Consider the following 25,998-nt stretch of genomic DNA (forward strand, 5'->3'; position numbering starts at 1 on the left):
CTGCCGAAGCTGGCATCGCCGATTCTGGCACAGCGCGATCCGCCGGGACGTGCCCCGGATCACCAGTTGAGTATGGCATGCATCACAAGGCGATCCAAAGTGTGACGTCCACCACGTGGACGCCCCGGCGCCTCACGACGTGCGCTGCGCGCCCAGCTCCGCCCGGAAGCGCACGAGGAGCGCCATCGCCTCGGCGATGTCCACCGGACCTCCCACGCGGAAGCCCGCGGAGGTGTCGCCATCGCCCACCTTGATCCCGACGTCGCCGTCCTCCAAGGCGAGGAAGCCGTCCTCGTCGGTGACGTCGTCGCCCGCAAAGAGGACCGCGTCCGCCTCGGTGACCTGGCGCAGGAAGGCGATGCCCTCGCCCTTGGTCGCGTGGACCACCGAGCCCTCGAGCACCTGCTTGCCGGTCTTGAGGAAGACGTCGCGGCGGCCCCCGAGCCGCTCACGCGCAGCCTCGACGGCCTTCGCAGCGACGTCACGCTCGGCCTGGCGGGTGTGGAGGACGCGCCCGGCCGGCTTCTCTTCGACCCACGTTCCGGGGGCGTTCGCGGCGACCGCCGTGAACGCCGCGTGGAGGACGCCGAGCGCCTCCTTCTGGTCCGGGTCGAGTGTCACGGGGTGCTCTTCGCCGCCCAGGCGCACCTCGGCGCCGTGGCTGCCGATGAGCAGTGTGCGTGCGTCCGGCGACGCCGCCGCGACGAGGCTCTCGAGGGAGCGGCCCGAGACGTAGGCCGTCCACGTGCCCGCGAGGCCCGCGAGCTCGGCCACGGCCGCCGCGGTCTCGGGGAGCGGGCGGGCCTGCTCGGCCCGCTCGACGATCGGGGAGACGACCCCGTCGAAGTCGAGCGCCACGAGGAGACGTTCGACGGCGGCGAGCCGCTCGAGCGCGATCCGCAGGTCGTGAGGAACTCCGGTGCTAGCCATGCGTGACCTCCGCGAGCCGGTCGAGGAACGCGGTGGACCATTCCTCGACGTTGTGGACGATGATCTGACGGCGCATGGCCTTCATGCGCCGTCCCGCTGCCCCACGGGGCATCCCGATGGCCGTGACCATCGCGTCTTTGAGGCCCGCGATATCGTGCGGGTTGATGAGGAGCGCCTGCTTGAGCTGGTCCGCGGCCCCCGCGAACTCGCTCAGCACGAGCGCGCCCGTCCCGTCGCAGCGCGCCGCGACGTACTCCTTCGCCACGAGGTTCATGCCGTCGCGCAGCGCCGTCACGAGCATGACATCCGCCGCGAGATAGAGCGCGACCATTTCCTCGACCGGGTAGTTGTGGTGGAGGTAGCGGACCGCAGTGTGCTGGAGGGTGTCGAAGGCGCCGTTGATGCGTCCCACCGTGCCCTCGATCTCCTCGCGGAGCAGGCGGTACTGCTCGACGCGCTCGCGGCTCGGGCTCGCAACCTGGATGAGGGTGACCTCGCCGACCTGGATGCGGCCGTCCGAAAGGAGCTCCTCGAACGCCTTGAGGCGGTGACGGATGCCCTTCGTGTAGTCGAGACGGTCGACGCCGAGCATGATCGTCTTCGGATCGCCGAGGTCGTGGCGGATCCGGCGGGCCCGCTCGCGGATCTCCGGCTGGCGGGCGAGGTCCGAGATCCGGGCGGTGTCGATCGAGATGGGGAACGGCTCGGCGCGGACCGCGCGCTGCTCCGGGCCCACGAGCAGGTGCGTGCCCTTGCCGCCCGCGCCGCCGTAGCGCCGCGCGCAGCGGGCGAAGTTCAGGGCGTCGTTGGGCCGCTGGAACCCCACGAGGTCGGCGCCGAGGAGTCCCTCGAGGACCTGGCGGCGCCACGGAAGCTGGGAGAAGATCTCCGGCGGCGGGAACGGGATGTGGTTGAAGAAGCCGATCCGGAGGTCCGGGCGCCGCTCGCGCAGGATCGCGGGGACGAGCTGGAGCTGGTAGTCCTGAACCCAGACCGTGGCGCCCTCGGCCGCGCGGGCCAGCACGGCCACCGCAAAGCGTTCGTTGACCCGGCGGTACGCGTCCCACCATGTGCGGTGGAACTCGGGTGGGGCGATGACGTCGTGATACAGGGGCCACAGGGTCGCGTTCGAGAAGCCTTCGTAGAACAGCTCTACGTCGGAAGCGGAGAGTTCCACGGGGACGAGGGCCATGCCGGCGTGCTCAAACGGCTCGATCTCCTCGCCGGGAGAGCCAACCCAACCCACCCACGCGCCGTCGGACTTTTCCATGATCGGAGCGAGCGCGGTGACGAGGCCGCCAGGGGAGCGCTTCCAGCCTGACTTCGGGCCGTCCCCGGCACGATCGACTGGCAGGCGGTTGGCGACGACAAGGAAGTCGTACTGGCCTGCCGCCCTGCCCTTCGTGGTCTTCGTATCGGGTGCTGTCCGTTCAGTGTCCTGGGCCACTTGCGCGCTACCTCGCATTCCATGAGATCATTTCCACCCTACCGGGGGCGGGGTGCGGCGACCGTCACACGCAGGTAAAGGAACCGTTGCGAACGTCTGCTCGTTGCGGCCTGTGGAGACCCTTGACAGGGAGGGCTATGCCCGCTGGCATACACTTTCCCCGTCGCCGACCCGATGCGCATCCCCGCGCCCGCGAAATGACACGAGGAACCATGAGCCCCTCCAACCAACCACGCCCCACGAAAGCGGAGCGCACCGCCGCCGCCCGAGAGAAGGCCCGCCAGATCCGCGAGGCCCAGCTCAAGCGGGAGAAGCGGAACAAGCTGCTCCTGCGGTGGGGCGTCGTCGTGGCGCTTGTCGCCGTGATCGCCATCGTGGCGGTCGTCATCACGACCACCATGCGCTCGAACGCGCCCATCGCCGACAGCGGTGCGAGCCCGGCCAACATGAACTCCAACGGGGGCATCACCCTCGGCAAGGGCACAGCGGTCACCGCGCAGCCGGCGTCGAACGTCAACGTGGCGAGCGTTCCGACGCCCAGCACTCAGCCCACGCAGGGCCAGGCTGCGAACGCGCCGGGCACCGAGGCGGCGGCTAAGGGGCAGCCGGCCAAGGTCGTGGTGTACGTGGACTTCATCTGCCCGATCTGCCACCAGTTCGAGCAGACGTACGGCCAGAAGCTCACGGATCTGCGCAACGCAGGTCAGATCACCCTCGAGTACCGGCCCATCGCGTTCCTCGACCGCAACTCGACCACGAACTATTCCTCGCGTGCGGCGGCGGCCGCGGCGTGCGTGGCGAACTCCAACCCGGACAAGTACTCGGACTTCTTCACCAAGCTGTACGACCAGCAGCCCGCCGAGGGCTCGGCCGGCCTCTCCGACCAGCAGCTCAAGGACATCGCCTCGGGCGTCGGGGCGGACATCTCGAAGTGCGTGGACGACAAGACGTACAGACCCTGGGTCAAGTACACGACGCAGCTCGCCACGTCGAGTGGCGTGACCGGCACGCCGACCGCGATCGTGGACGGCAAGCAGTGGGGGGTCGGCGACTCGGCGAACCAGGCGTTCGACGCGTTCCTCCAGGCGGACCTGGACGCGCGCGCCAAGTCCTGACCCTTCCCGGCGACGGACGACGGCGGCCCGGCTCCCCTTGCGTGGGGGGGCCGAGCCGCTCGCGGTTTTCGGGGCGGCGGGCGGGGCAGGGCGCTCGTGCAGTTACCTCGTTGAGGGGCGGGAGCTCGCGCAGTCACCTTCTCGTTGAGAAGTCACCCTCGGGATGACTTCTCAGCGAGAGCGTGACTTTCCCCCGGGTGCCCGCGGGGGCCATGCGGTTCGAAGCCGTGGGCCGCACACGTTACGCTTGTAGGGCGCTCGGGCGAGGCCCGGGCCCATGCCCCCTTAGCTCAGTTGGCCAGAGCATCTGTCTTGTAAACAGAGGGTCGCCGGTTCGAATCCGGCAGGGGGCTCTCCGGAGCCGCGGGAACTCAAGGGTTCCCGCGACTTTCCAGCAGGTGAGATTTGACCCGGTCATCGAAAACCCATCTTTTTGGCCTCCCCGTGGCGCCCTTGGGCGGCTGCGCTCCGGCAGGCGGACGACCGCTCCGGCTGCCTCCGATCACTGAGGAGGAGCGCGGCGCACCTGTCCGGCATGGACACCGATCACACTGCTGCGGAGAATCCGTGGGGGCTGGAGAGCCTGCTCGACGTCGGCGAGCTGGCCGCGTACCTGCGCGTTCCGGTCTCCACGGTCTACGACTGGCGCACCCGGGGCCTGGGCCCGCGCGCCTACCGCTTCGGCAAGCACCTGAAGTTCGCCGTCTCCGACGTGCGGACATGGATCGAGCGGCAGCGCGAGCCCGGGCCGCCCTCGCCGGCGGACCGGAGGTGAGACGGTGAGCCGCCAGCGCCTGGCCATCGGCACCTTCGGGGAGATCGGCCACCTGCCCGCTGCCGGCGGGCGGGTCGTCGCCCGGGCCCGCTACCGCGGCTGGGACGGGAAGACCCGTCTGGTCCAGGCCACCGGCCCGACCCGGAAGGCCGCCGAGCGGGCGTTGAAGGCCAAGCTGTCCGAGCGGAGCCTCTTCCAGCCCTCATCCTCGAAGCTCACCGCAGACAGCCCCTTCCCCGAACTGGTCGCCTACTGGCTCGAAGACCTCGATCTCGAAGGCCGTCTCTCAAAGAGGACCCGACAGCTCTACGAGAGCAACATGCACAGGCTCGTCCTGCCTGCCTTCGAGAGCCTGACCCTGCGAGAGATCGGCGTCGCCCGCTGCGACAACTTCCTCAAGCAGCTCGCGAAGCAGAGCTACAACCGCGCCAAGCAGGCGCGCGTCGCCCTCCGCCTGGCCCTCGGCCTGGCAGTCCGGCACGAGGTACTGGCCCGCAACCCGATGGACCACGTCTCCCGCCTGCACCGCCCGGCGTCCACGCCGAGCGCGCTGACCCCGGCAGAGGTCAACGCAGTCCGCGCCGCGATCGCATACTGGGAGGCCGGACGCTCGTCCTCGGGCCCGAAGCCGGACGGCCAGCTCGGCGCGATCGTGGAGGTCATGCTCGGCACGTCCGCACGCATCGGCGAAGTCCTGGCCATCCGCCGCCGCGACATCGACATCACCGGCGCCCCGCCCTCGATCCGGATCGCCGGAACGATCATCAGCAACCGGGGTGAGCCGACCGTGCGGCAGGACCATCCGAAGACGGCGAAGTCCCGTCGAACGGTTGCGCTCCCATCCTTCACTGCCGAGGCCGTCCGGCGGCGGCTGGCGAAGCTGGAGGACCCATCGCTGGACGCCCTGCTGTTCTGCAGCAGGGAAGGAAAGCCGCTGACGACGAATCACGTCCGCCTCCAGCTCCGCCGGGTGATGGACCTGGCCGGAATCACCGGGGTCACCCCGCACATGTTCCGCCGCACCGTCGCGACCGCGATCAATGCCCAAGCCGGCGTCGACCTCGCCGCCGAACTCCTCGGCCACACGGACCCGAAGATCACCATCGCGCACTACATCCGCCGCAACGAGATGGTCAACCCGGCCACCGCCGAGATGCTCGAGCGCGCCTTCGCGAAGGACGCGTGATCTTCCCTCACCGCCCGCCTGCGTGCGACGCTGGGTGGTGCGGGGTGCGAGCGCTGTGCAGAGCGGTGCCGTGGTATCCCATGGTGGTGGACCAGGCGGTGGTCTGTTCGCTGACGAGGGTGGTCAGGTCGGACAAATTCTTGGGGATGGAGGCACCGGGCGAGGATGACGTTGACAATGGAGGCTCCGACCACTTTCCGGCGCGCCCGCGCGAGACACAGGGGGCCCGGGCATCGTCGTGCTGCGATTGCGCTCGCACGGTGCCGCCACCGTGGCGGCACCGTGCGACCTGGGCTTATGCCCGCCGACGGAGAACTGCGACGCCGCCCGCCGTCGCAGTGTGCTCGGCGAGCTCGTCCCAGACCAGGACCAAAGCCCGGTCGACCATCGCCGCCGCTGCGGGTGCAGGTGTGGGCGGGGGTGGTTGCCGTGTTCTGTCCGGCGCGGACGCCGGCGAATGCCTCGGCAGCGGGATGTCCCAGAGCGGCGGCGCGGGTCTGCGCCCCGGATGCCCGGCCCTGGGTGCCGTCCTGCGCAGGACGCTCCCGCACCGCAGCATCGAACCCTGCCGGTCCACCATTGCATGGTCCCGGAGCAGCGGGGTGGTCGTGATCGTCGGCGAGGCGCTGCAGTTCGCCGATGCCTTCCGGTCCTGTGCCCGAGTTCGGATCGCTGAGCGCGGCGCCCATCCCAGGTCTTCCCGTTCACCTTTGACGGTGGGGCCACGGTGGCCCCACCGTGTGACCTGGGGTTATCCGCGCTGCCGGTGAACCGTGAGGCCCCCTGACGGCGCGCGGCGTCCTCGGCGAGCGGGGCTTCGTCGTCCGGGAGGTCGCTGAGCGGTCCGCCGATGATCGGCCGCGGCAGAACGCCCCTTCCCGCGGCAGTGTGCGTCGGGCCCGGGCCGGGGTTGCCGGGCATGGAATGCAGCACGGCCGGCCAGGACGTGCCGGGGATCCCCAGCGGTGCGCGGGCGTGGAAGCGGCGGCGCAGGGCCTCGAAGGTCCAGGCCCTCGGGGAGGCCTCGATGAGCCCGGTGCAGATGTGCTCGGCTCCTGTATGCGCTGTGGCCGGGGGCCATCCCAGCCGGGCGAACCCGTGCCGGTTCTTCCGCTTGCGGCTCGTCGTGTTCATCAGTGCGGCACCTCCTAGCAGGTAGGTGCACACGCGCTCCCCGGCAACCGAGGTCGATGCGGTGGCGGAACCAGACATGCTCAACTCGGATGCGGTGGCGGAACCAGACATGCTCAACTCGGGGACCCCGATGCTGGACGGCCGCACCATGGACGTGCGGCCATCGCGGATGAACGCAGACACGGGCGGAAGCCGAAGCGCGCGGCGCTCGCCCCCGGGGGGTGGCGGCGCCTGCCTTGACGGGGAGGTGTCGGGTGTGGCGGGCGGGCTCGACATCGAGGTCGATTCCGAGTCCCGCGAACAGCGACGTTTCCCGCGTGGGGTCTCGCCGGTCGGCAGGCGCGCCGATCCGTCACAGGCCGCGGCGGCCACCCCGACGGACGGTCGGGGCAACAAGCCGGGCATCGTCTGGGTGCGCCCGTCCGAGTCGGTGATCCCGAGCCGTCTCGACCGCGCTCGCGTAATCATCGGGGGCGTGCCCGGCGGTCTCGATCTGGCTGGACATCGCGCTCCTTTCCCGTAGAGCATGGCGGCCTCGCCGGCGATGCGGTGTCCGAGGAGGGGACCTGCGGGGTTGGGTGGATCTGCTCGAGCTATCGGGCGGCTTCGGCGGTTCCGCCGCGGAGGTAGAGCCACTGGGCGCGGTTCAGGGTGGCGTGGAGGTGCTCGAGCGGACTGCCGCCCGTGGCCGCGAGGGCGGTCTCGGCCTGTTCGATCATGGCCAGGATGAAGGGGTCGGCGATCCCTCGGGAGAGGCGGGCCGCGGAGGCATCGAGGTTGAAGCGGGCCCACAGCTGCATGTCCTGCAGGGGCATGAGGAGCTCGGCCGCGCGCTGGTGGTGTGCGGTGGCTCTTCCGGACTCGCCGCGGAGCACGGCGATGTTCCCAATTGTCCAGTGCGCCTCCCCGGCGGCCCGGGCAGGCAGCCCGGCGTCCAGGAGGTGCTCGAGGGAGCGGCAGTGCGCCCAGGCCTCGTCAGTGTCGTCTGCTTCGGCCAGCGCTGTGGCCAGGGCCCGGGTCGCCGCTGCCTGCTGCGCCGGGTGTGCGGGGTGGCTGGTGGCGAGTCGGAGGGCTTCGCGGGCGTGGGCGATGGCCTCGGCGTGCTCGCCCAGGGCCGTGCAGGCCTCGGCGAGCAGTGTCCGGCACCGCAGTTCGGTGCCTGCGGGGTCCGGGGCAGGCACGTCGTCGACGAGGCGGTCCAGGATGTGCTTCGACTCGCGCGGGTGGCCTTGGCTCATCAGGCATTCGGCCTGCAGGCAGCTCAGGTCCCATCTGGTGAGGCGGTCACCAGCGGCGAGGGCCAGCTGGGCTGCGGCGAGGGCGTGTCCGGCGCTCTGGGCGTAGTCGTGCTCATCCCAAGCCTGCTCAGCGCGCAGGGCGGCAAGGAGAGCCCCGGGCCCGGGAGGGGCCGGGGCGAGGCGGCCGGCGAGAGAGCGGACGAGCTCGCAAGAGGGCTCTCTGCGGCCTGTCTCCAGGAGGGAGATCAGCCCGGGCGGGCACAGGTCCCGGCTGAGCTGGTCGTGGGTGAGGCCGCGCTCAAGCCGTTCGCGGCGTAGCCTCTCACCGAACCTCGTGCCCATTTTCCCTCCTCTGGTGTCCTCCGTCCCGCGTCGCGGGCCTCGTGGGTGGCGCCGCCCGTGGGGCCCGAGGGGGCGGCTGCCCAGGCCGGGCCGAGGCCTGCGGCCAGCATCGCGGCCTCTGCTCGGGTGGTCTTCCCGGCCGCGTGGCGGCGGCGCTGCCGGTAGAGCCACATGCCCAGCTTCCTCTCCTCGAGGGGCGCGCGCCGGCTGGTCGATGGCATGCGGGCGTAGGCGCGGCTGAAGCCGAGCAGGTGGGCGAGCTGCCGGCGGAATGTCACCCCCGGGAGCGAGTCGGCCTGTGTCCGGGGGCACACCGGCGGGTGCCGCCTGTGGGGCTGGGGCGCCAGCAGGGGGACGGGGCGGGCGCACGCGCGCTGTGGGACCCCGCACAGAATGCGCAGCTGCTCCATCAGCTCGACGGCTTCGTCCACCTCGGGCCACGGGGGCATCCTGGCTGTCCCTGGGTGACGCGTCCGCTGCCCCCAGCCGAGTGCCTGTTCCCCTGACAGGGCCGCGCGCCCGGGGCGGCGGACCGCGGGGACCTCCACGGCGTGCATGCCGAAGCCCTCAGCCGGCCCGGCCGGAGCGGATGCAGCTCAGGTGCTCGTACAGGGCCTGCTCGGGGTGGTCCTTGTGCAGGACCAGGAGCCGGCGGAGGTTGTCCTTGGACTCCTCGCACAGGCGTGGCTCGTCCAGCACCTCACGGAGGATGCCCAGCACCTGTGCGGCGAGGGTTTCCTTGCCCGCCCACGGATCGGCCGGCCCGGCCATGGCCCCAGCTGCCATGATCTCAACCATGCGACGAGTGTTGGGGCAGAACGACCGTTCTGTCTACATTTCAGGGCCGTAAAAACTGTGTGAACTCCACTGTCAACACCGCAGCGTGGCTCGTCCCTTGAGGGGCGTCCGTGACAGGCCGAGGCGGAGCAAGGGGGGACGCGTCGCGGCTATCGTGCACATTGGTCCCACCATCGGGCACGGCACCGAGTGCTCGCCCGCGCCGGCAGCCGTGTGCGGGACCTGCTCGAGCGCGCACTGTGAACCGCACCGGGCATTGAAGAGGCGCACGCCCGGCCTGAGTCACGCCGGCGGGTGCCCGCCCGTCAGGCTAGGGGTCCCCGGACGGCCAGAGCGCTGCTGAGGCCGGCTGGACGGTGGTGCTGGATCAGGAGCCAGGCGAGGCGCCTGGCGCGCCCGGCGGCGTCCGGGTCGCCTTCGAGGTCGGCGATGATCGCGCCCTGGACCAGGAGGTGGCAGGACCAGGCGAAGTCCCCGGGCTCGCGCAGCCGGCCGCGGCGGCGAGGTGTCCCAGCCGGGCGCGGTTGCGGGCCATGTAGGCGGCGCTGTCCTGCCCGAGAGGGTGCCCGGGCCCCATCTCGACAAGGACCTGCAGGAACGCCACGACCTCGGGGGCGTCCTGGCCGAATCAGCCCTCGAAGGCGTCGAAGACGGCCTGGATCGCTCCCTCGCCCTCAGCCTTCTGGGCGATGGCGGCCTCCACGGCCGTGCTGCGCTCCTCGTAGCGAAGCTGGAGGCAGGCCAAGACTAGGTCGTCTTTGAAGTGGGAGTGCCGGTAGGACGTCGACTTCGTCACCCCGGCGGCCGAGACCAGTTCGTCCATCCCGACGTCGCGGACGCCGTGTCGGGAGAACAGCGCACACCGGTGGCGAGGATCCTCCGGCGCGCCGCGCCCGCGGGGGCCGGTCCGCGCTGGGAGGCGGCAGCGTGAGAGTCCACTCACGAATCATAGGACCCCAGCGGGGGCGGGCAGGGGCGCTCGGTCGGTCCTTGGTGCCTCCGTTCGCTGCCACCGGGGGCGGGGAGGGGCCGCGGAGAGGCCACATAGCGTTCGATGAGGTGTTCGGCCATTGCGCGGGCGTGCTCTGCGGCGTGCGGGTCGCCTTCGGCCGCCGAAACGATCATGCCTTTGACCAGCAGCTGGCAGTCCCTGGCAAAGGCCTCGGGGCTGGGCATCCCCCGGGCGGCGGCGAGCCCAGCGAGGTGCTCCCGCAGCCTGGCGAAGTGCTGGATGCTGGCCCGTCCCACGGGGTGCTCGGTGCCGAGTTCGAACAGAACGTGGACGAACGAGCTGCCCCGCAGCGCCTCCTGGCTGATCGTCTCCCCGAAGACGTCGAAGACTCCGACCAGCGCTCCGGGCCCCTCGCCCCGGGCCGCGCCGGCGGCGTCGATCTGCGCCGCCCGGCCCCGGCAGAGGCGTTCGAGGTACGCGATCGCGACCTCGTCCTTGGACCGGAAGTGGGCATAGAAGGTGGCCCTGGCCGCCCCCGAGCGCGCGATGATCTCCTCTACCCCCGTCGCCCGGATGCCGTGCTCCGCGAAGAGCGCATAGGCCGCCTCCAGGATCCGCCCCCTGGCGTCGACTGACCGTGGTCCGCCGCTGCCCCGGTCCAGCGGCACGCCCGCCGTCCCTGCCTGTTCAGTGCTGCCGCCGTGCCGAACCCCTTGACGCGCGGACAAAGCGGAGGAGGGCCTCTCGTGCGCCGTCGCGGCCATGGCCAGCCCCCCGTCTGCTCGCCCTCAGCAGGCGCGCGTCCGCCAGAATGTAGCATCGGATGCCCGCCCGGCGATATGCCTCGCGGCGAGACGTTCGCTCCGCAGCAAGGCCCGCACGCCGCACCCGGCCACTCAGGGTGCACTCGCAGCCATATCTCAGATCTTGGAGCGTCAGTGGGGGCCGTTGTCGGAGGACAGCGTGGGCGGGGGCTTGAGGTCGATGCCTGCTTCGGGCGGAATAGCCGAGCCGACTGATCCGATGAAGGGCGCTGGCCGGCCGACTGCCTTGGAGCAGCCGCGAAGGGACGCTCCCCTTGACGCGCCGGCCTCGACAACGCGCGTCATCCGTGGGCAGGCCCCGGGATTGTGCGACCCAGGCGAAGCATGCTGCGTTGCTGCACTCCTTCTGTGAACGCGTGCAGCATCGCTCGTCGTGCTCGTCATCCGGGGCTGGACCGCCCTTCAGGTTCAGGCGAGGGACGACCGCAGCCTCAGGCTGCCGAGGACCCTTCAGCCTGATCCGAGCGGCAGCCCAAGCGGGAGGGTCTCGTCGCGCCCGTTGCCCCGGCTCAACGACACGCGGTCCTGGGAGGGAGCGGTTCTTGGCTTTGCCCCCGGCTCCTGCGGCGGTCGTGCCCGTTATCTGTCCCGGTGTGCGCGGCGAGCCGGACGCTTCCGACCGGGGCTGCCGTCGCCGAGGGCGCGGTGTCAGCGCGGGCGCGTGAATGCTCAGTTTTGTCGCAGTTTGGACCGGGGTTCGGCTGTTCCGACGTGGCGTGCCCGTAGTGTGGACGGTGTCCTGACTCCCGTTCTGTTCCCCTTTGGAGGCCCGCGATGGAATGCCCGCCCTGTGCGGATGGCCCCTGCGCGGGCTCATGCGCGGACGCTGGTCCACTCGTGGACCTGGCTGTCCTGTCCGCTCTGGAGGCTGAGCTTCCGGGTGCGGGGCGGCGGTTCGCATGCGATTTCGTGGGGCTGTGGGAGCGCCGGTACGCCGCGTTGGCAGAGGCTGTGGCGGTGGGGCGGATGGACAATGCCCTGGATGCGGTGCTGAGCTTGAAAGTGTCCTCGGCGATGGTCGGTGCCCGGCGCCTGTCCGGAGAGGCTGCCTGCGTCGAGCGTGCCCTTAAGGGCGGCTCCCAAGTGGACCTGGAGCTCTTCTGCGGCGGACTGTCGGAGTGCGGGCGCCGGACCGTGAGGACTCTCCGCGGCGGCTTCCTCAGCGGCCTGCCCTGAGGCTGCACGGGCCTAGATCAGGTTCGGCCCAGGAGTGCCTGTGCGCGTCGGCTGAGGTCGGTGACCTGGAAGGGCTTGGACATTGCATCGGTGATGGCGGCGTGGCCTGCCGCGACGAGGTCTTCGCGTGCGGTGAGCAGCAGGATCGGGGCGGTGGTGAACTCGCGCAGGGATTCGGCGACAGAGAGGCCGTCCACGTCGGGCAGCCCGTAGTCCAGGATGATGAGGTCGGGCTGGTGTTCGCGGACGGCGGAGATGCCATTGCCGCCGCTGGCTGCGGCGTGGACCTGGAGTCCGGCGGCCAGCAGGACGGCGCCGATCAGGCCGCGGACGTCGTCGTCGTCTTCGATGACGACGGCGGTTCTGCTATCGGGCACGGCTGTCCTCCCTGTCTCGTCGTTCCCGGCCGGCGGCCGGGGAGTGGGTTTGCGGGTCCTGGCGGGCCGGGTCTGCGGGGAGGTCGGGGAGGAGGACGGTGAAGGTGGTCCCGGCTCCCGGCCGGCTGGTGCATGCGATGCGCCCTGCGTGGGCGTCGACGATGGACTTGGCGATGGCCAAGCCGAGGCCGATGCCGGGGATGTGGTCCTGGCGGGCGGTCTCCGCGCGGTAGAACCTAGTGAAGATCCGCTCGGTGTCCTCCCCGGTCATCCCGATCCCGGTGTCGGCGACCTCGCAGGCTATCCCGCCCCGGGCTCGGAAGGCCCGCACGGTGACTCTCCCTCCGGGGCGGGTGTACTTGATCGCGTTGGAGAGCAGGTTGTCCAGCAGCTGGGCGATGCGGACCGGGTCGAGCATTGCGGGAAGGGGCCGGTGCTCGGTCAGATCAGTCAGGGACACGCTGGCGGCTTCGGCTGCGTCGGCGGCGGTGGCGACGGCGAGGCGGACGATCTCGGCCATGTCGGCCGGTTCGGGCCGGGCGTCGACGGCGCCGGCGGCTGCGGTGAGCAGATCGGTGACGAGGCGCTGGAGCCTCTGGGCGTTGCGGCGCACGACCTCTAGGCCGTCTCTGGCGTGGGCGGGCAGCCCGGGGGCTTTGAGCAGCAGGTCGACGTAGCCCAGGACCGAGGTCAGCGGGGTGCGCAGTTCGTGGGAGACGTTGGAGAGGAAAGCGTCCTTCGCCGCCAATGCTTCTATGAGTGCCGTCACATCGGTGAAGGCGAGCACCGAACCGTCGGTGCCGCCCTCTGGCGTCGGGATCGGGCGGGCGGAGGTGGAGAAGACGCGTTGGGACGGCCCGTCGCCGAGGCGGACGATGTAGTCGGAGAACGCCTCCCCGCGCAGCGCGCGCATGACGGGCTGCTTCGGCAGAACGAGCCGGGATCCGTCGGGGGCAAACATCCGCGGCCATTCATTCCCGACGCCGGGCACGCGCCCGGCGAGGGCCTTGTTCAGCAGCTGCTGCCGGTTGGCCACAGCTGTGGCGCCGTGGGCGTCGATGGCCTGGACTCCGACGGGGATCGTCTCGAGCACGGTGTCCAGCAGCCTGGTCTCGCGGGCTTTTGCTTCCAGCGCCTCCCGCAGATGATCTCGGGCCCGCTCGAGGGAGCGCCGCTGCTCGGCGGTGCTCGTGGCGAGCATGTGCACGACCGTGCCGGCGGCGAGCATCATCGCCGGCAGCACCAGAACGTCCGCGTACGCGCCGGCGTCGCCGGATCCCGCCGCGGCCAAGGGCGCCCAGACCATCAGCAGGGGTGCGAGGAACGTCGTGGCCAGGCAGAATCTGGGGTGCAGCCCGGACCACGCGAGCCAGACCACGGGGATAACCGCCAGGACCCCCAGCTGCATGGGGGAGTGCAGCCCGGCAAGGCGGACCATCCCGATCGGGACGAAATGCAGGACGGGGACCGCGAGGGCCGCCGAGGCCGGCAGCCGGTGCCAGGGCACCGCGGCGGCCAGGGCAAGAAGGACGGCTTGGGCCAACATGCCGGTCCGGAACAGCGGATCACCTGCCAAACCGGGGTGCCAGACCGCGGCCACGGCGGCGACCAGGGCCATTGCGGCGGTCAGGGGCAGCTGGCCCAGCACAGCCCGCCACCGCGGGGGTAGCTCGTAGAAGAGCCCATGGAGCGCTCGCCCCGCTCCCCGCCGCCGACCCCCTAGCTGGTCTCCCAAGGCTCCCTCCCCCAAAAGGCCTGTCACACTCCTTGACATCTTCCACAACAAACATTACAAGGATCCGCCCGGGTTGGGCTCGTGTCTAGGCGGCGCCTTCCCCTTCGAGGGCGCGGTCCTGGACTTTGCGGGGAGGTCCTCGAGGTGCACCAGGGGTGCCCGGGCAGTGTCCCCGGGGTCTGCAGCAGGGAGTCCTTGATGTCCGGATCGGTGTAGGGGTCCTTGAGCAGCTGCCAGATGATCACGAGGGCCTGGTCTCAGAAGTGCCGGGGTTGCGATGTGGGCGATCTGGACTTGGCCCAGGATCTCGGCTGTTGACAAGTCTGTGACCTGCATCGCACTATCGTTGCATACGAATTGGCCGCTTGCATAAAAATGCAACAGAGGAGACGAAGATGACTTCACGCAAGACCGTCCGGATCGGCTGCGCTGTGATCGCGGCGGGCCTCGCCGCGCTTTCCCTCGCGGCCTGCGGGCAGAACGCCCCCGCTTCCTCGGGCGGAGCTAGGAAGGTGATCGGGGTCTCGGTCGCCGACCAGAAGTCGCTCTTCTACGTCGCCGAAGTCGCTGGGATCAAGGACGAGGCCAAGAAGAAGGGCTATGACGTGGATATCACCTCGGCCAACAACGACTCCTCGGCCCAGATCAAGCAGGTCAACGACCTGCTGACGAAGCAGATCGGCGCCCTCATCTTCACGTCCCAGGACTCGACCGCGGCCGCAGCGGGCGTGCGCGCGGCGAACCAGGCGCAGGTTCCGGTCATCGCCGTCGACCAGCGGCCCGAGTCGGGCCAGGGGAAGCTGTCGACCTACATCGCCACGGACAGCGTCAAGGCCGCCCACGATCTCTGCACCTGGATGTTCAAGCAGATCGGGGGCCAGGGCGAGCTCGCCATCCTGCACGGGGTCCTCGGCTCCACAGCGGAGATCCAGCGCACCCAGGGCTGCCAGAACGCTCTCAAGGAGAACCCCGGCGTCAAGGTCGTCGCAGAAGACACTGCCAACTGGGACGAGACCAAGGCATTCAAGGCCACCCAGAACATCCTCACGGCTCACCCGAACGTCAAGGCCGTCTTCGGGGAGAGCGACGCGATGTCGCTCGGTGCGTCCAAGGCGGCGAAGGAATCGGGCAAGACGATCTTCTCGGTCGGCATCGACGGATTCCCCACCATGTTCGACGGGGTCGCCAGCGGCCTGACGCAGGCCACGATGGCCCAGCAGCCGTACAGGATGGGCCAGATGGCGGTGGACAACGCGATCGCCCTCATGGAGGGCAAGGGCAGTGACATCCCTCAGGAGCAGTACCAGGACACCGTCCTCATCAACAAGGACACCGTGACGCAGCACAAGGTCGAAGAGTTCTACGGACCGGACGCCCAGTCCTTCAAGTGATCTTGTTCAGAAGGCCCACGGGATCCCGGGGAATGTGCAGCAGGCGGGAGGCGTCATGAACGCGGAAGCAGACAATAGTGGCCTGGCAGGTGTTGGCCTCGTCAAGGCGTACAGCGGCGTGACCGTCCTGAAGTCCGTCGACTTCAGGGTCTCCCCGGGGACCGTGGTGGGGCTCGTGGGCGAGAACGGTGCAGGGAAGTCAACCCTGAGCTCGGTGATCACCGGAGTCGTCAAACCCGACGGCGGGGCCATGTGGCTGGACGGGGCGGACTACGCGCCGTCCAGCCCGGCCGAAGCCCTGCGCCAGGGAGTCGCCCTGATTCATCAGGAGACCCGGCTGATCCAGGAACTGTCGGTCGCCGAGAACATCTTCATCGGCCGCCTGCCGCGCCACGGGGGGCGCGTCGACTGGGGCCGCGTTCGCCGCGATGCCCGGGCGGTGCTCGATTCCCTTGGAGTCGATCTCGACGTGCGCCGTCCCGTCCGAGGGCTCTCCATGGCAGTTCAGCAGGAGATCGAGATCGCGAAGGCCATCAGCCGGCAGCCGCGGTATGTGGTGTTCGACGAGCCCTCGGCGTCTCTCGGCGAGTCGGAGACCGAGCACGTCCTCGAGAGGATCCGTGTTCTGCGGGCAGCCGGCACGGGTGTTGTGTACATCTCCCACCGGCTGGACGAAGTGCGGGAGGTGGCCGATGAGATCGTCTGCCTCCGCGACGGTTCCCGCGTCGCGTCCTGGTCCTCGGGGAGCGTCCCGAAGGAAGCGATCATCAACGCCATGGTGGGACGCGAATTCACCTACGAGCACGTCCCCCCGAAGCCGAGCCTCGGGCACGCAGTGCTCGAGGTCCGCGGCCTCGGCCGCCGGGGGGTCTTCGCCGGCATCGACTTCCATGTGGAGGCGGGTGAGGTCTTCGGCATTGCCGGCCTCGTAGGAGCCGGGCGCACCGAGGTGGTCCGAGCCATTGCCGGAGTCGACCGGCCCGACGAGGGAGAGGTCGTCCTGGAAGGGCGCAAGCTCCCCTGCACGAGCCCTCAATCGGCAATCCGTGCCGGCATCGTCATGGTCCCCGAGGACCGAAAGGGCCAAGGCCTGAATCTCGACCGCTCGGCCGAGGAGAATCTGACCCTGCCCTGGGAGCGGCAGCTTGCGCGCGGAGGTCTCGTGACGCGCAAGGTGATCCGCGACGTCGCCGCGGTCCAGCGCCGCAAATTCGATGTCCGAGGCAACATGGCGCTGCCCGTGAAGTCGATGTCGGGCGGTAACCAGCAGAAGATCCTCATCGGCAAGTGGCTCGTCAAGGATCCGAAGGTCCTCATCGTCGACGAGCCGACTCGCGGCGTCGACGTCGGCGCGAAGATGGCCATCTACGAGATCATCCGGTCCCTGGCCGCCGGCGGGATGGCCGTCATCGTCGTGTCCTCCGAACTGGAGGAGGTCCTCGGCCTGTCCCATCGGGTCCTCGTCATGTCCCGAGGACGCCAGCGGGGCATCCTGACCCGCGATGAAGCCACTCCCCAGCGGGTCATCGACTTGGCCTTCCAGGCGGCCTCGGCCAATGCCCCGACCATCGAGGCCGAGCTCTCCTCCGCACCGTCCGCTTCAACACCTCAGCCATAGAAAGAGCAGTCATGCGAACCACCACCGATAACGCGCCCCACAAGAGGTCGTTGGCGCCGCAGGGGGACAGGGCCGCGGAGAACGCGGACACAGAGCCCAGTTCCGCCGGCTTCAACGCCAGGACGCTCGGAGCCGGCGGTCTCAAGGCTCTCCGGTCCCTGCCGGGCCCGCTTCTCGGGCTCGTCGTCGTGATGGTCGTGTTCTCGATCACCTCGCCTTACTTCTTCACGTGGCACAACCTCTCGAACATCGTCACGCAGAACGCGGACATCGGCATCATGGCCGTTGGGGCCGCGCTCGTGATCCTCATCGGCGGGATCGACCTCTCGGTCGGCTCCAACCTCGCGCTCTCGCTCATGATCAGCGCCTGGCTCTACCGCTCGCTCGGCGTGCCTTTCGAGCTCTGCGCGGTGATCGGGCTGGCAGCGGGGACGGCTGTCGGGGTGGTCAATGGCCTGCTGTCGACCATCGGGCGCATCCAGCCCTTCGTCGCGACGCTGGCGACCATGTCTGCCTGCGCCGGCTTGGCCCTCTACATCACCAACGGCAACCCGATCAACGACTTCCCGGACTGGTACCTCGCGATCACGAGCGCGAACCTCCTGGGTGTTCCCCTTGAGGGGATCATCATGATCGCGACCTTCCTCATCGCCGCGTTCTGGCTCAGGTTCCGCCCCACCGGGCGTGCCCTGTACGCCATCGGCGGCAACGCCGAGGTAGCGCGTCTATCGGGGCTCAACGTGACCCGGATCAAGATCGGCGTCTATGCAATCGCCGGCTTCCTCGCGGCTGTCGCCGGTGTCATCGTCGGGTCGCGCCTCGACTCCGCGCAGCCCACGGCCGGCACCGCCGACCTGCTCAACGTGATCGCCGTCGTCGTCATCGGCGGGGCCAGCCTCTCCGGCGGCTCGGGCGGAATGCTGAACACCTTCATCGGCCTCCTGATCATCGGGGTGCTGAACAACGGGATGTCGCTGCTGAACGTCTCACCCAATCTCCAGCCCGTGGTCATCGGCATCGCGATCATCGTCGCAGTCCTGACCGACAGGGCAAGCCGCTCCCGCCAAGCCGCCTGATTCGGTCCCCCACCACACTCCACTAGGACAGCCATGCCTTCGAAGACCTATGCCGTCGAACCAATCGAACCGCTGTTGCGCGAGTCCGACCCGGACAGCACTCTGGCCCCCTGCGGAATCCAGCGCCTGATCATCGGCTCCGAAGCCCTCTCCGTCATCGGCGAGGCGGTCTCCGAGATCCTCTCGACCAGGCAGCCTGCGAGCGGAAGCGGGAAGAAGCCAAGGGTGGCCCTGCTGGCCGATCCCGTCAGGATCAACCGGCGCGGCGAGGACGTCAAGGACGTCGTAGAGGAGCAGCTCGGGAAGCGCTTCGAGGTTTCCCGGACCGTGCTCGACGACGGGCATTCCGAGCTCCACGTCGTCGACAGCGTCCTCGACGAGGCAGCCGCGGCCGCGCGCGGCAAGGCCGCCGTGGTCGCCGTCGGCGGGGGGACCATCAGCGACATCGCGAAGATCGCCGTCCAGCGCTCGGCAGCGGAGGGGACAGCCCCGGTCCTGCTCACGGTGCAGACGGCTGCATCCGTGGACGGTTACACGGACGACGTCTCGGTCGTGCTCCGCGACGGAGTGAAGCGCACCGTTCCCTCCTGCTGGCCCGATGTCGTGGTCGCCGACACCGACGTCATCGCCGAGGCCCCCGCGCGCATGAACCGGGCAGGCTTCGGGGAAATGACCTCCATGTTCACCGCGCCAGCCGATTGGAGGCTGGCTTCCCTGGTCGGGACCGACCGCACCTACAGCCACAACGCGGTCCGGCTCCTGTCGACCGTCGGACTGGACCTCGAAAGCTGCAGCGAGGGGGTCAGGGAAGGCGACCCCGACGCGGTGGCCAGTCTGACCAGGGCCCTTGCGCTGCGCGGGATCGTCACCGGAGTCGCGGGCACCAGCGCCGTGCTCTCGGGAGTAGAGCACCTCATCAGCCACATGCTCGACCAGTATCACGCCGGACAGGGGATGCCGTCCGGCTTGCATGGCGCGCAGGTGGGGGCGGGCGCAGTGATCGCGGCCAGCGCCTGGGAAATGCTCTTCGACAGGCTCGCCGATCACGGCCCAGCGCGCGTCCTCCCCCTGGAACAGACGCTCGACCCTGAGCGGGGACGCAGGCGCGTCCTGGCCGCCTTCGAACGGGTGGACTCCTCGCTGCGGGTGGCGGACGAGTGCTGGAGGGACTATTCGGCAAAGCTCGAGGCCATCGCATGGGAATTCCCCCGCATCCAGGCACTCGTGGACAGGTGGGGCGAGCATCACGGAGAGCTCCGGGACCTGGTGCGCCCCGCCGCATCGATTGCCGCAGCCTTGAACCGCGCCGGTGCAGCTGTCCGGCTCTCCGACCTCGGCCAGCACATAGACCCCGGGCTTACGCGGTGGGCTGTGGCGAACTGCGCCCTGATGCGCAACCGCTTCACCGTGGTCGACCTGCTGATGCTCCTTGGCTGGTGGGAGCCGGGCGACGTGGACGAAGTCCTCGAGCGAGCTGCCGCAGCCGCCTCCGCCGCGGACGCCGGGAAGGAGTGAGGCTCATGCACGACTACGTGATCGGGATCGACTGCTCCACGACGGCGGCGAAGGCCGTGGTCTGGAACTCCCAGGGCGAAGCCCTCTCGCAGGCCCGCCGGGCGTTCGGCCTGAGCCTGCCGCGACCGGGATGGGGGGAGCAGAACGCCGAGGACTGGTGGGAAGCGTGCGCCGAAGCCATCCGGCGGGCCGCGCAGACGGTCGACTCCTCCAGGATCGGAGCCCTGTGCATCACCCACCAGCGCGAGAGCTTCGTATGCCTCGACGAGGCAGGGGACCCTCTCCGGCCGGCAATGCTGTGGCTGGACACCAGGGCAACCGCGGAGGTCGCCAGATACGGCACCGAAGAGGTGCACCGGATCACGGGCAAGCCCGCGAACCCCACCCCGGCCTGGTACAAGCTGCTCTGGCTCGCGGACCACGAGCCGGAAACCATGGCCCGCATCGGCAAGGTCGTCGACGTCCACGGATTCCTCATCCACCGGCTCACAGGCCAATGGCTCACCTCCTGGGCCTCTGCCGATCCCCTCGGACTGGTCGACATGGCCAGCCTCGACTACGACGACTCCCTCCTGGAAGCCGTCGGACTCGAACGCGGACAGCTGAGCGCGCTGCGGGCCCCGGGAAGCATCCTCGGGCATCTGGACGACCGGGTGGCCGCCCAGCTCGGGCTTCCGCCCGGAGTTACGGTGGTGGCCGGCGCCGGAGACGGCCAGTGCGCCCAGCTGGGGGCAGGGGCGATCACCGGCGGGCGCGCCTACCTAAACCTCGGCAGCGGGATAGTCTCGGGCACCTTCTCGGACCAATACGCGTACGCCCGCGAGTACCGCACGCTTTCCGCAGCGGTGCCGGGCGCCTACACGCTGGAGACCTTCATCGGGGGCGGGACAGTTAACCTGAACTGGTTCGTCGAGAAGCTCTCAGGCCTCGACGCACGCGCCCTCGGCCTCGACCTGACGCCCGAGCAGGTGCTCGAGACGGCGGCGGCTAAACTGCCCCCGGGCGCCGAGGGGCTGCTCGTCCTGCCCTACTGGACCGGCGCCCTCACACCCTACTGGGACCACAACGCCCGGGGCATCCTCCTGGGCCTGACGGGCGTGCACGGCAAGGCCCATCTGTACCGAGCGCTGCTGGAGGGCCTGGCCTTCGAGCAGCGGCTCCTCACCACGGGGGCGGAGAACGCGCTGTCCCAGCCGGTGACCGAGGTCGTCGCGCTCGGCGGGGGCTCCCGCAGCCCGCTCTGGTGCCAGATCATCGCCGACGTGACGCAGCGCAGCGTCTCGGTGGTGCGAGAACCCGAGAGCACCTGCCTCGGGGCAGGCATGCTCGCAGCATCTGCCCTCGGAATCCACGACTCGGTCGAGACCGCGGCGAAGGCGATGAGCGGCATCGGCGTCTCCTACGAGCCCGAGCCGGACCAAGCTGCCTCATACGACCGGCTCTACAGCGTCTACCGGGACGTCTACCCGGCGAACCGCGAGATCTTCGCCCGCCTTGCGGAGGCGACGCAATGACCAGCGCCGCCCCCCGCGAGCTCGTGGCCCGGCCCCTGCGGGCCTACGACGGGTACCTCTTCGACCTCGACGGCACGATCTACCTCGGGGACCGGCTCCTGCCGGGGGCCTACGAGCTGGTCACCACACTGCGCCGGTTCGGGCGGGAGACCCTGTTCCTGTCGAACAACCCGACTCGGGACCCGCAGATGTACGCGGACAAGCTCACCCGGCTCGGGCTGCCCACACCCTCGGACCGCATCGTCAACCCGGTGGTCACCATGGTCGCCTGGCTGCTCCGGGAGGCGCCCGGCGCCGCGGTCTTCGTCATCGGGGAAGACCCCCTCGTCAGGGCGATCCGCGCAGCGGGCATCCGCACCACCGAAGACCCGCGCCAGATCGACATTGTCATCGCCAGCTACGACCGCGGCTTCGACTACCGCAAGCTGCAGATCGCCTTCGACGCCCTCTGGCAGCACCGGCGGGCGAGGCTGGTGGCCACGAACCCTGACGCGTACTGCCCGATGCCCGAGGGGCGCGGGGAGCCGGACGCGGCCGCTGTGATCGCGGCGATCGAGGCCAGCACCGGCGTCAGATGCGAGGCGAACCTCGGAAAGCCTTCCCCTGTCATGCTGCACACCGCCCTGGAGGTCTTGGGCCTGCCTGGGCCCGAATGCCTGATGGTCGGGGACCGGCTGCACACCGACATCGCCATGGCAGCCGACGCTGGAATCGACTCCGCCCTCGTCCTGACTGGGGAGAGCACCGAGGAGATGGCAGCCCAGCTGCCCCCGGCCAGGAGGCCGACCTTCGTCCTCCCCAGGATCGACGCACTACTCCGCGCCCTCCGCGAACCGTAGCCGACCTCAGACCCGCGGGATTCAGGCCGATCCTTGTCAGGTACCCCGCACACCCGTAGAATAAATTTCAATTCGAGTCCTGAATAAATATTGAAAGGAAGGCGTGATGGACCTTTCACCGGAGACACTGCTGGAAATGCAGCGGCGCATGCTGCGCATCCGGCGCTTCGACGAGCGGGCCTCGCTGATGGTCAAGCGGGGCTATATCCCGGGCACCGTGCACACGAGCATCGGCCAAGAGGCCCAGGTAGTCGGGGCCTGCATGGCGCTGGGGGACGGGGACTACATGACCGGGAACCACCGCAGCCATGGCCACCCGATCGGCAAGGGCTCCCCTCTGGGGCCGCTGATGGCCGAGCTCGTGGGCAAGGCGACCGGGGTGTGCGGCGGCAAGGGAGGGTCCTTGCACCTGGCCGACTTCGCGGTCGGGAGCCTGGGGGAGTCCGGCATCGTCGGCTCCTCCATCCCGATCGCCACGGGCGCTGGCCTCTCCAGCAAGGTTCTGGGAAACGGGCGCGTCTCACTTGCCTTCTTCGGCGACGGGGCCGCGAACCAGGGCTGCCTGTACGAGGCGATGAACCTCGCGGGGGTGTGGGAGCTCCCGGTCGTGTTCCTGTGCGAGAACAACCAGTACGCCCTCTCCACACCCGCCCACACGGTCACCTCCGGGGTGATCGCCGAGCGCGCCCCCGGCTTCGGGATCCCCGGTGTCCGCGTGGAGGACGGCCAGGACGTCCTCGCGGTCTACGAGGCCACCGCTGCCGCGGTCGAGCGCGCCCGCCGCGGGGACGGCCCCACCCTCGTGGAGGTCGTCACCTACCGCTTCAACGAGCACTCCGAAGGCCTGCGGCTCGGAACCGACTACCGCGACAAGGACGAACGGGCCGCATGGATGGAACGTGACCCGATCGTCCTGTTCCGCGAGCGGCTCATCGAGCGGGGTACCGCGACCGCCGAGCAGCTCGACGCGCTCGAGGCCGAGGTCCTGAAGGAAGTCGACGACGCCGTCGAATTCACCGACAGGAGCCCGTACCCCGACCCCAGCGTCGCCTTCAAAGACCTCTACACCGAACCGATTGGAGCGCTGTCATGACCGTCATGAGCTACCTCGGAGCCATCGGCGCCGCCCAGCGGGAGGCCATGGATGCCGACCCCCGGGTCGTGATCATCGGCGAGGACGTCGAAGCCAACGTCTACGGGACCACCGGAGCGGGCAAGTCCCGCAAGGACAAGGGCGACTTCCTCGAGCTGTTCGGGAAGAACCGCATCCGCAACACCCCGATCTCCGAGGAGGTGATCGTCGGCGCCGCAGCCGGCGCGGCCATGACCGGACTGCGGCCGATCGTGGACCTCTCGTACTCGAGCTTCCTGTACATGGCGATGGACCAGTTCGTGAACCAGGTCGCCAAGAACCGCTACATGTTCGGCGGCCAGGCGTCGCTGCCCGTGGTCTTCCGCTCCGCGATGTTCTACGGGCTCAACACCGGCGCCCACCACTCGGACCGCCCGTACCCGATGTTCATGAACGTCCCGGGCCTGAAGATCATCGTGCCCTCGACCCCCTACGACGCCAAGGGCCTGCTGCGCACCGCCGTGGACTGCGACGACCCGGTGCTGACCTTCGAGGCGTGCATGCTCTGGGGCACGAAGGGCGAGGTGCCCGAGGAGGAGTACCGGATCCCCCTCGGCCAGGCCCGCGTTGCCCGCGAGGGCAGCGACGTGACCGTCGTCGCCATCTCGAGCGCCGTGCCGGAGGCCCTCGTGGCCGCCGAGTCGCTGGCCGAGGAGGGCCTGTCCGTGGAGGTCATCGACCCGCGGACGCTCGTCCCCTTCGACGCCGAAGCGGTCATCCGCTCCGTCCAGCGCACCGGGCGCCTCGTCGTCGCCGACCCCGCCCACCGCACCTGCTCCGCGGCCGCGGAAATCTCGGCCATCGTCGCGGAGGAGGCCTTCGAGTCCCTGCGTGCCCCGATCGTGCGGGTCACCACACCGGATACCCAGATCCCGTTCAGCACTGCCCTGGAGAAGCAGCTCTACCCCAACCGGGACAGCATCGAGGACGCGATCCGGCGCGTGACCGGCACGCGGCCCGGGAGCCTGTCCGAGGCCGCCCGCCTCACCTCCCCGGCACCCGGCTTCTGACACATCAACCCCCAAGAACCATCTATTGAAGGAGACACATTGGCTAGAGTCGAGGTCCTGCTGCCCCAATGGGGCATGGGCATGAGCGAGGGAACCGTTGCCACCTGGCTGAAGAACGTCGGCGACACCGTCGCCGAAGACGAGCCATTGGCCGAGGTCGAGGCGGAGAAGGTCGAGGAGACCCTCGAGTCCCCCGCGTCCGGCGTCCTCGCCGAGATCGTCGTCCCCGAAGGCGAGACCGTCGAGGTCCGCGCCGTATTGGCATACATCGAGACCGCCTGACGGCGGAAGCGGAAGGGATGGGACCATGCCACAGGTGGATCCGCGTCAGATCGTCCAGGACGCGCGAGACGGCGGCTATGCCGTCGGGGCATTCAACATGCACAACGAGGAGACCGCCGAGGCGCTCGTGAGGGCTTCCGAGCGGGCCCAGGCGCCGGTCTTCCTCCAGGTGGGACGCGCGATCGTCCCGCACATGGGCCTGAAGAAGGCCTATGAGATGACGAAGCGCATCGCCGAGGAATCCGAGTCGAACTACGTGATCCACCTTGATCACGGTCCATGGGACGAGGTGCTCGAGGCGATCAAGCTCGGCTTCACCTCGATCATGTACGACGGCGCGCACCTCCCCTTCGAGGAGAACATCCGCACGACGCGCAAGCTCGTCGAGGTCGCGCATGAGTTCGGCATCCCCGTCGAGGCCGAGCTCGGCAAGATCCCCAATGCCGACGAGCAGGTCGATTGGTCCGCCTATTACACCGACGTGGCCGAGGCCGAACGGTTCGTCGCGGAGACCGGAGTCGACTTCCTCGCCATTTCGGTGGGCATCGTCCACGGTGTGCCGCTCGCCAAGCCCCAGCCGCTGGACATCCAGCGGGTCAAGGAGATCGAAGCCGCCGTCGGAATCCCTCTCGTGCTCCACGGCGCCTCAGGGGTTCCCGACAACGAGATCCTCGCGGCGATGGCTGCCGGCGTTCACAAGTTCAACGCCGACACCGATCTGCGGCACGCGTTCCGCTCGGGGATCGAGGCGGTGTGGGCCAAGGGCGACAGGCAGCTCGAGGAAGCCATGGCCGAGGGCCGCGAGCGGATGATCGCTGCGACCGTCCAGAAGATGGAGCTCTACGGCTGCGCCGGCAAGGCTCGGAGCCTTCCCCTGGGGAGCCGATGACGTCCACCCCAGTGAAGGACGGTACCGTCACCCCCCTCAAGGGCATCCGGCGGACGGCAGCCCGCCGGATGGTCTCCGCTTGGGAGGCACCCGTCTTCCATCTCGCCGTCGAAGCCGATATGGGCGCGGCATTGACGGTCAAGGGACGGATCCCGGGGGCGACGGTGACGGACGCGATCCTCGCGGCCTGTGCACGCGCACTGAGCGAGCATCCGGCCCTCAATGCGCACTACGGGGACGAAGCCGTGACCACGTTCGGCAGCGTGAACCTGGGTATGGCCGTCGACACGCCGGCGGGACTCATGGTCCCGGTCATCAAGGACGCGGCGAATCTCGACATCGTCGGGATTGCGGCCTCGCGTCGCGACCTGGCCCAGCGGGCCCGGGAAGGGCGCCTCGGCATGGCCGACGTCTCCGACGGCACCTTCACCGTGTCCAACCTCGGGATGATGGGAATCGAGTACTTCGACGCGATCCTCAACGTCCCCCAGGTCGCCATCCTCGCCGTGGGAGCAACCCGTCAGGAGTACGTAGGCGACGGCGACGTCGAGGCAGTCTGGCGCCCCCAGGCGAAGCTCACCCTCACCTGCGACCACCGAGCCGTCGACGGAGCCACCGGTGCGCGCTTCCTCACTTCCGTGAAGCAGCACCTCGAGTCGATCTGAGCGACTCTCCGCAGGCCAATGGGCCCGAGCCAAAGAAG

At 69.5% G+C, this 25,998-nt stretch carries 25 protein-coding genes and 1 tRNA gene; 17 read left to right on the top strand and 9 right to left on the bottom strand.

Annotated features, from left to right (window positions below):
• Positions 1-132: 132 nt before the first annotated feature.
• Positions 133-930 carry a trehalose-phosphatase gene (gene otsB, locus ACOKR1_RS04465; protein ID WP_422935545.1) on the bottom strand — a complete coding sequence of 266 codons (798 nt, stop codon included), beginning with the start codon at positions 928-930 and terminating at the stop codon, positions 133-135.
• Complete coding sequence (locus tag ACOKR1_RS04470; protein ID WP_422935546.1) at positions 923-2,395, bottom strand: alpha,alpha-trehalose-phosphate synthase (UDP-forming); 1,473 nt, start codon at positions 2,393-2,395, stop codon at positions 923-925. Before ACOKR1_RS04470 ends, otsB begins: the two co-directional genes overlap by 8 nt.
• 194 nt (positions 2,396-2,589) lie before the next feature.
• Between ACOKR1_RS04470 and ACOKR1_RS04475 the strand changes: the two genes are divergently transcribed.
• From ACOKR1_RS04475 to ACOKR1_RS04495, 5 genes are all read left to right on the top strand, one after another.
• Complete coding sequence (locus ACOKR1_RS04475; protein ID WP_422935547.1) at positions 2,590-3,492, top strand: DsbA family protein; 903 nt, start codon at positions 2,590-2,592, stop codon at positions 3,490-3,492.
• A gap of 279 nt (positions 3,493-3,771) precedes the next feature.
• Positions 3,772-3,845, top strand: a tRNA-Thr gene (locus tag ACOKR1_RS04480).
• 182 nt (positions 3,846-4,027) lie between these two features.
• A complete protein-coding gene (locus ACOKR1_RS04485; RefSeq protein WP_422935548.1) occupies positions 4,028-4,267 on the top strand; it encodes a helix-turn-helix domain-containing protein in 240 nt (79 codons plus the stop codon).
• 4 nt (positions 4,268-4,271) lie between these two features.
• Complete coding sequence (locus ACOKR1_RS04490) at positions 4,272-5,453, top strand: tyrosine-type recombinase/integrase (protein ID WP_422935549.1); 1,182 nt, start codon at positions 4,272-4,274, stop codon at positions 5,451-5,453.
• Between the two features lie 1,195 nt (positions 5,454-6,648).
• Complete coding sequence (locus tag ACOKR1_RS04495) at positions 6,649-7,110, top strand: hypothetical protein (RefSeq protein WP_422935550.1); 462 nt, start codon at positions 6,649-6,651, stop codon at positions 7,108-7,110.
• Between the two features lie 70 nt (positions 7,111-7,180).
• Here ACOKR1_RS04495 and ACOKR1_RS04500 read toward each other — a convergent pair whose 3' ends face one another.
• From ACOKR1_RS04500 to ACOKR1_RS04520, 5 genes are all read right to left on the bottom strand, one after another.
• Entirely contained in the window at positions 7,181-8,167 is a 987-nt protein-coding gene (locus tag ACOKR1_RS04500) for a helix-turn-helix domain-containing protein (protein WP_422935551.1), read from the bottom strand.
• A complete protein-coding gene (locus tag ACOKR1_RS04505) occupies positions 8,071-8,616 on the bottom strand; it encodes a helicase associated domain-containing protein (protein ID WP_422935552.1) in 546 nt (181 codons plus the stop codon). Before ACOKR1_RS04505 ends, ACOKR1_RS04500 begins: the two co-directional genes overlap by 97 nt.
• A 118-nt stretch (positions 8,617-8,734) precedes the next feature.
• Positions 8,735-8,965, bottom strand: coding sequence for a hypothetical protein (locus tag ACOKR1_RS04510; RefSeq protein WP_422935553.1), 231 nt, complete (start codon positions 8,963-8,965; stop codon positions 8,735-8,737).
• A gap of 628 nt (positions 8,966-9,593) precedes the next feature.
• The gene (locus ACOKR1_RS04515) at positions 9,594-9,908 is read right to left on the bottom strand and encodes a TetR/AcrR family transcriptional regulator (protein ID WP_422935554.1); all 315 of its coding nucleotides are present in this window, start codon (positions 9,906-9,908) and stop codon (positions 9,594-9,596) included.
• Positions 9,905-10,585: a TetR/AcrR family transcriptional regulator gene (locus ACOKR1_RS04520; RefSeq protein ID WP_422935555.1), complete on the bottom strand. Its 681-nt coding sequence runs from the start codon at positions 10,583-10,585 to the stop codon at positions 9,905-9,907. Before ACOKR1_RS04520 ends, ACOKR1_RS04515 begins: the two co-directional genes overlap by 4 nt.
• Positions 10,586-11,578: 993 nt before the next feature.
• On the opposite strand from ACOKR1_RS04520, the gene ACOKR1_RS04525 reads away from it, so the two are divergent.
• On the top strand, positions 11,579-11,917 hold the full coding sequence (locus tag ACOKR1_RS04525; RefSeq protein WP_422935556.1) for an Hpt domain-containing protein: 339 nt from the start codon (positions 11,579-11,581) through the stop codon (positions 11,915-11,917).
• Positions 11,918-11,934: 17 nt separating this feature from the next.
• Here the strand turns inward: ACOKR1_RS04525 and ACOKR1_RS04530 are convergent, their stop codons facing one another.
• Entirely contained in the window at positions 11,935-12,294 is a 360-nt protein-coding gene (locus ACOKR1_RS04530) for a response regulator transcription factor (protein WP_422935557.1), read from the bottom strand.
• Positions 12,284-13,942 carry a sensor histidine kinase gene (locus ACOKR1_RS04535; RefSeq protein WP_422935558.1) on the bottom strand — a complete coding sequence of 553 codons (1,659 nt, stop codon included), beginning with the start codon at positions 13,940-13,942 and terminating at the stop codon, positions 12,284-12,286. Before ACOKR1_RS04535 ends, ACOKR1_RS04530 begins: the two co-directional genes overlap by 11 nt.
• 482 nt (positions 13,943-14,424) lie before the next feature.
• Here ACOKR1_RS04535 and ACOKR1_RS04540 point away from each other — a divergent pair, with 482 nt between their 5' ends.
• The 11 genes from ACOKR1_RS04540 (at position 14,425) to ACOKR1_RS04590 (ending at position 25,960) form a co-directional block, all read left to right on the top strand.
• On the top strand, positions 14,425-15,420 hold the full coding sequence (locus ACOKR1_RS04540; protein ID WP_422935559.1) for a substrate-binding domain-containing protein: 996 nt from the start codon (positions 14,425-14,427) through the stop codon (positions 15,418-15,420).
• Between the two features lie 55 nt (positions 15,421-15,475).
• On the top strand, positions 15,476-17,038 hold the full coding sequence (locus tag ACOKR1_RS04545; protein ID WP_422935560.1) for a sugar ABC transporter ATP-binding protein: 1,563 nt from the start codon (positions 15,476-15,478) through the stop codon (positions 17,036-17,038).
• A gap of 11 nt (positions 17,039-17,049) precedes the next feature.
• Complete coding sequence (locus ACOKR1_RS04550; RefSeq protein WP_422935561.1) at positions 17,050-18,114, top strand: ABC transporter permease; 1,065 nt, start codon at positions 17,050-17,052, stop codon at positions 18,112-18,114.
• Positions 18,115-18,147: 33 nt separating this feature from the next.
• Positions 18,148-19,629: an iron-containing alcohol dehydrogenase gene (locus ACOKR1_RS04555; protein WP_422935562.1), complete on the top strand. Its 1,482-nt coding sequence runs from the start codon at positions 18,148-18,150 to the stop codon at positions 19,627-19,629.
• 5 nt (positions 19,630-19,634) lie between these two features.
• On the top strand, positions 19,635-21,143 hold the full coding sequence (locus ACOKR1_RS04560; RefSeq protein ID WP_422935563.1) for a xylulokinase: 1,509 nt from the start codon (positions 19,635-19,637) through the stop codon (positions 21,141-21,143).
• Positions 21,140-21,982 carry an HAD-IIA family hydrolase gene (locus tag ACOKR1_RS04565; RefSeq protein WP_422935564.1) on the top strand — a complete coding sequence of 281 codons (843 nt, stop codon included), beginning with the start codon at positions 21,140-21,142 and terminating at the stop codon, positions 21,980-21,982. Before ACOKR1_RS04560 ends, ACOKR1_RS04565 begins: the two co-directional genes overlap by 4 nt.
• Before the next feature lie 106 nt (positions 21,983-22,088).
• Positions 22,089-23,075 (top strand): thiamine pyrophosphate-dependent dehydrogenase E1 component subunit alpha, encoded by a 987-nt coding sequence (locus ACOKR1_RS04570; protein ID WP_415853664.1) that lies wholly within the window; start codon positions 22,089-22,091, stop codon positions 23,073-23,075.
• Entirely contained in the window at positions 23,072-24,124 is a 1,053-nt protein-coding gene (locus ACOKR1_RS04575) for an alpha-ketoacid dehydrogenase subunit beta (protein WP_422935565.1), read from the top strand. Before ACOKR1_RS04570 ends, ACOKR1_RS04575 begins: the two co-directional genes overlap by 4 nt.
• A gap of 39 nt (positions 24,125-24,163) precedes the next feature.
• The gene (locus ACOKR1_RS04580) at positions 24,164-24,406 is read left to right on the top strand and encodes a lipoyl domain-containing protein (RefSeq protein ID WP_415853666.1); all 243 of its coding nucleotides are present in this window, start codon (positions 24,164-24,166) and stop codon (positions 24,404-24,406) included.
• 25 nt (positions 24,407-24,431) lie between these two features.
• A complete protein-coding gene (locus ACOKR1_RS04585; RefSeq protein ID WP_422935566.1) occupies positions 24,432-25,295 on the top strand; it encodes a class II fructose-bisphosphate aldolase in 864 nt (287 codons plus the stop codon).
• Complete coding sequence (locus tag ACOKR1_RS04590) at positions 25,292-25,960, top strand: 2-oxo acid dehydrogenase subunit E2 (RefSeq protein WP_422935567.1); 669 nt, start codon at positions 25,292-25,294, stop codon at positions 25,958-25,960. Before ACOKR1_RS04585 ends, ACOKR1_RS04590 begins: the two co-directional genes overlap by 4 nt.
• Positions 25,961-25,998: the final 38 nt, after the last annotated feature.

Origin of the sequence: Sinomonas sp. P47F7 (genome assembly GCF_049332655.1) — a bacterium.
Classification (GTDB): domain Bacteria; phylum Actinomycetota; class Actinomycetes; order Actinomycetales; family Micrococcaceae; genus Sinomonas.

Coding starts and splice junctions, on each gene's coding strand:
- ACOKR1_RS04540 (WP_422935559.1), top strand. CDS start 14,425: ATGACTTCACGCAAGACCGTCCGGATCGGCTGCGCTGTGATCGCGGCG.
- ACOKR1_RS04550 (WP_422935561.1), top strand. CDS start 17,050: ATGCGAACCACCACCGATAACGCGCCCCACAAGAGGTCGTTGGCGCCG.
- ACOKR1_RS04500 (WP_422935551.1), bottom strand. CDS start 8,167: ATGGGCACGAGGTTCGGTGAGAGGCTACGCCGCGAACGGCTTGAGCGC.
- ACOKR1_RS04585 (WP_422935566.1), top strand. CDS start 24,432: ATGCCACAGGTGGATCCGCGTCAGATCGTCCAGGACGCGCGAGACGGC.
- ACOKR1_RS04565 (WP_422935564.1), top strand. CDS start 21,140: ATGACCAGCGCCGCCCCCCGCGAGCTCGTGGCCCGGCCCCTGCGGGCC.
- ACOKR1_RS04560 (WP_422935563.1), top strand. CDS start 19,635: ATGCACGACTACGTGATCGGGATCGACTGCTCCACGACGGCGGCGAAG.
- ACOKR1_RS04555 (WP_422935562.1), top strand. CDS start 18,148: ATGCCTTCGAAGACCTATGCCGTCGAACCAATCGAACCGCTGTTGCGC.
- ACOKR1_RS04570 (WP_415853664.1), top strand. CDS start 22,089: ATGGACCTTTCACCGGAGACACTGCTGGAAATGCAGCGGCGCATGCTG.
- ACOKR1_RS04475 (WP_422935547.1), top strand. CDS start 2,590: ATGAGCCCCTCCAACCAACCACGCCCCACGAAAGCGGAGCGCACCGCC.
- ACOKR1_RS04470 (WP_422935546.1), bottom strand. CDS start 2,395: ATGCGAGGTAGCGCGCAAGTGGCCCAGGACACTGAACGGACAGCACCC.
- otsB (WP_422935545.1), bottom strand. CDS start 930: ATGGCTAGCACCGGAGTTCCTCACGACCTGCGGATCGCGCTCGAGCGG.
- ACOKR1_RS04575 (WP_422935565.1), top strand. CDS start 23,072: ATGACCGTCATGAGCTACCTCGGAGCCATCGGCGCCGCCCAGCGGGAG.
- ACOKR1_RS04510 (WP_422935553.1), bottom strand. CDS start 8,965: ATGGTTGAGATCATGGCAGCTGGGGCCATGGCCGGGCCGGCCGATCCG.
- ACOKR1_RS04590 (WP_422935567.1), top strand. CDS start 25,292: ATGACGTCCACCCCAGTGAAGGACGGTACCGTCACCCCCCTCAAGGGC.
- ACOKR1_RS04505 (WP_422935552.1), bottom strand. CDS start 8,616: ATGCCCCCGTGGCCCGAGGTGGACGAAGCCGTCGAGCTGATGGAGCAG.
- ACOKR1_RS04545 (WP_422935560.1), top strand. CDS start 15,476: ATGAACGCGGAAGCAGACAATAGTGGCCTGGCAGGTGTTGGCCTCGTC.
- ACOKR1_RS04485 (WP_422935548.1), top strand. CDS start 4,028: ATGGACACCGATCACACTGCTGCGGAGAATCCGTGGGGGCTGGAGAGC.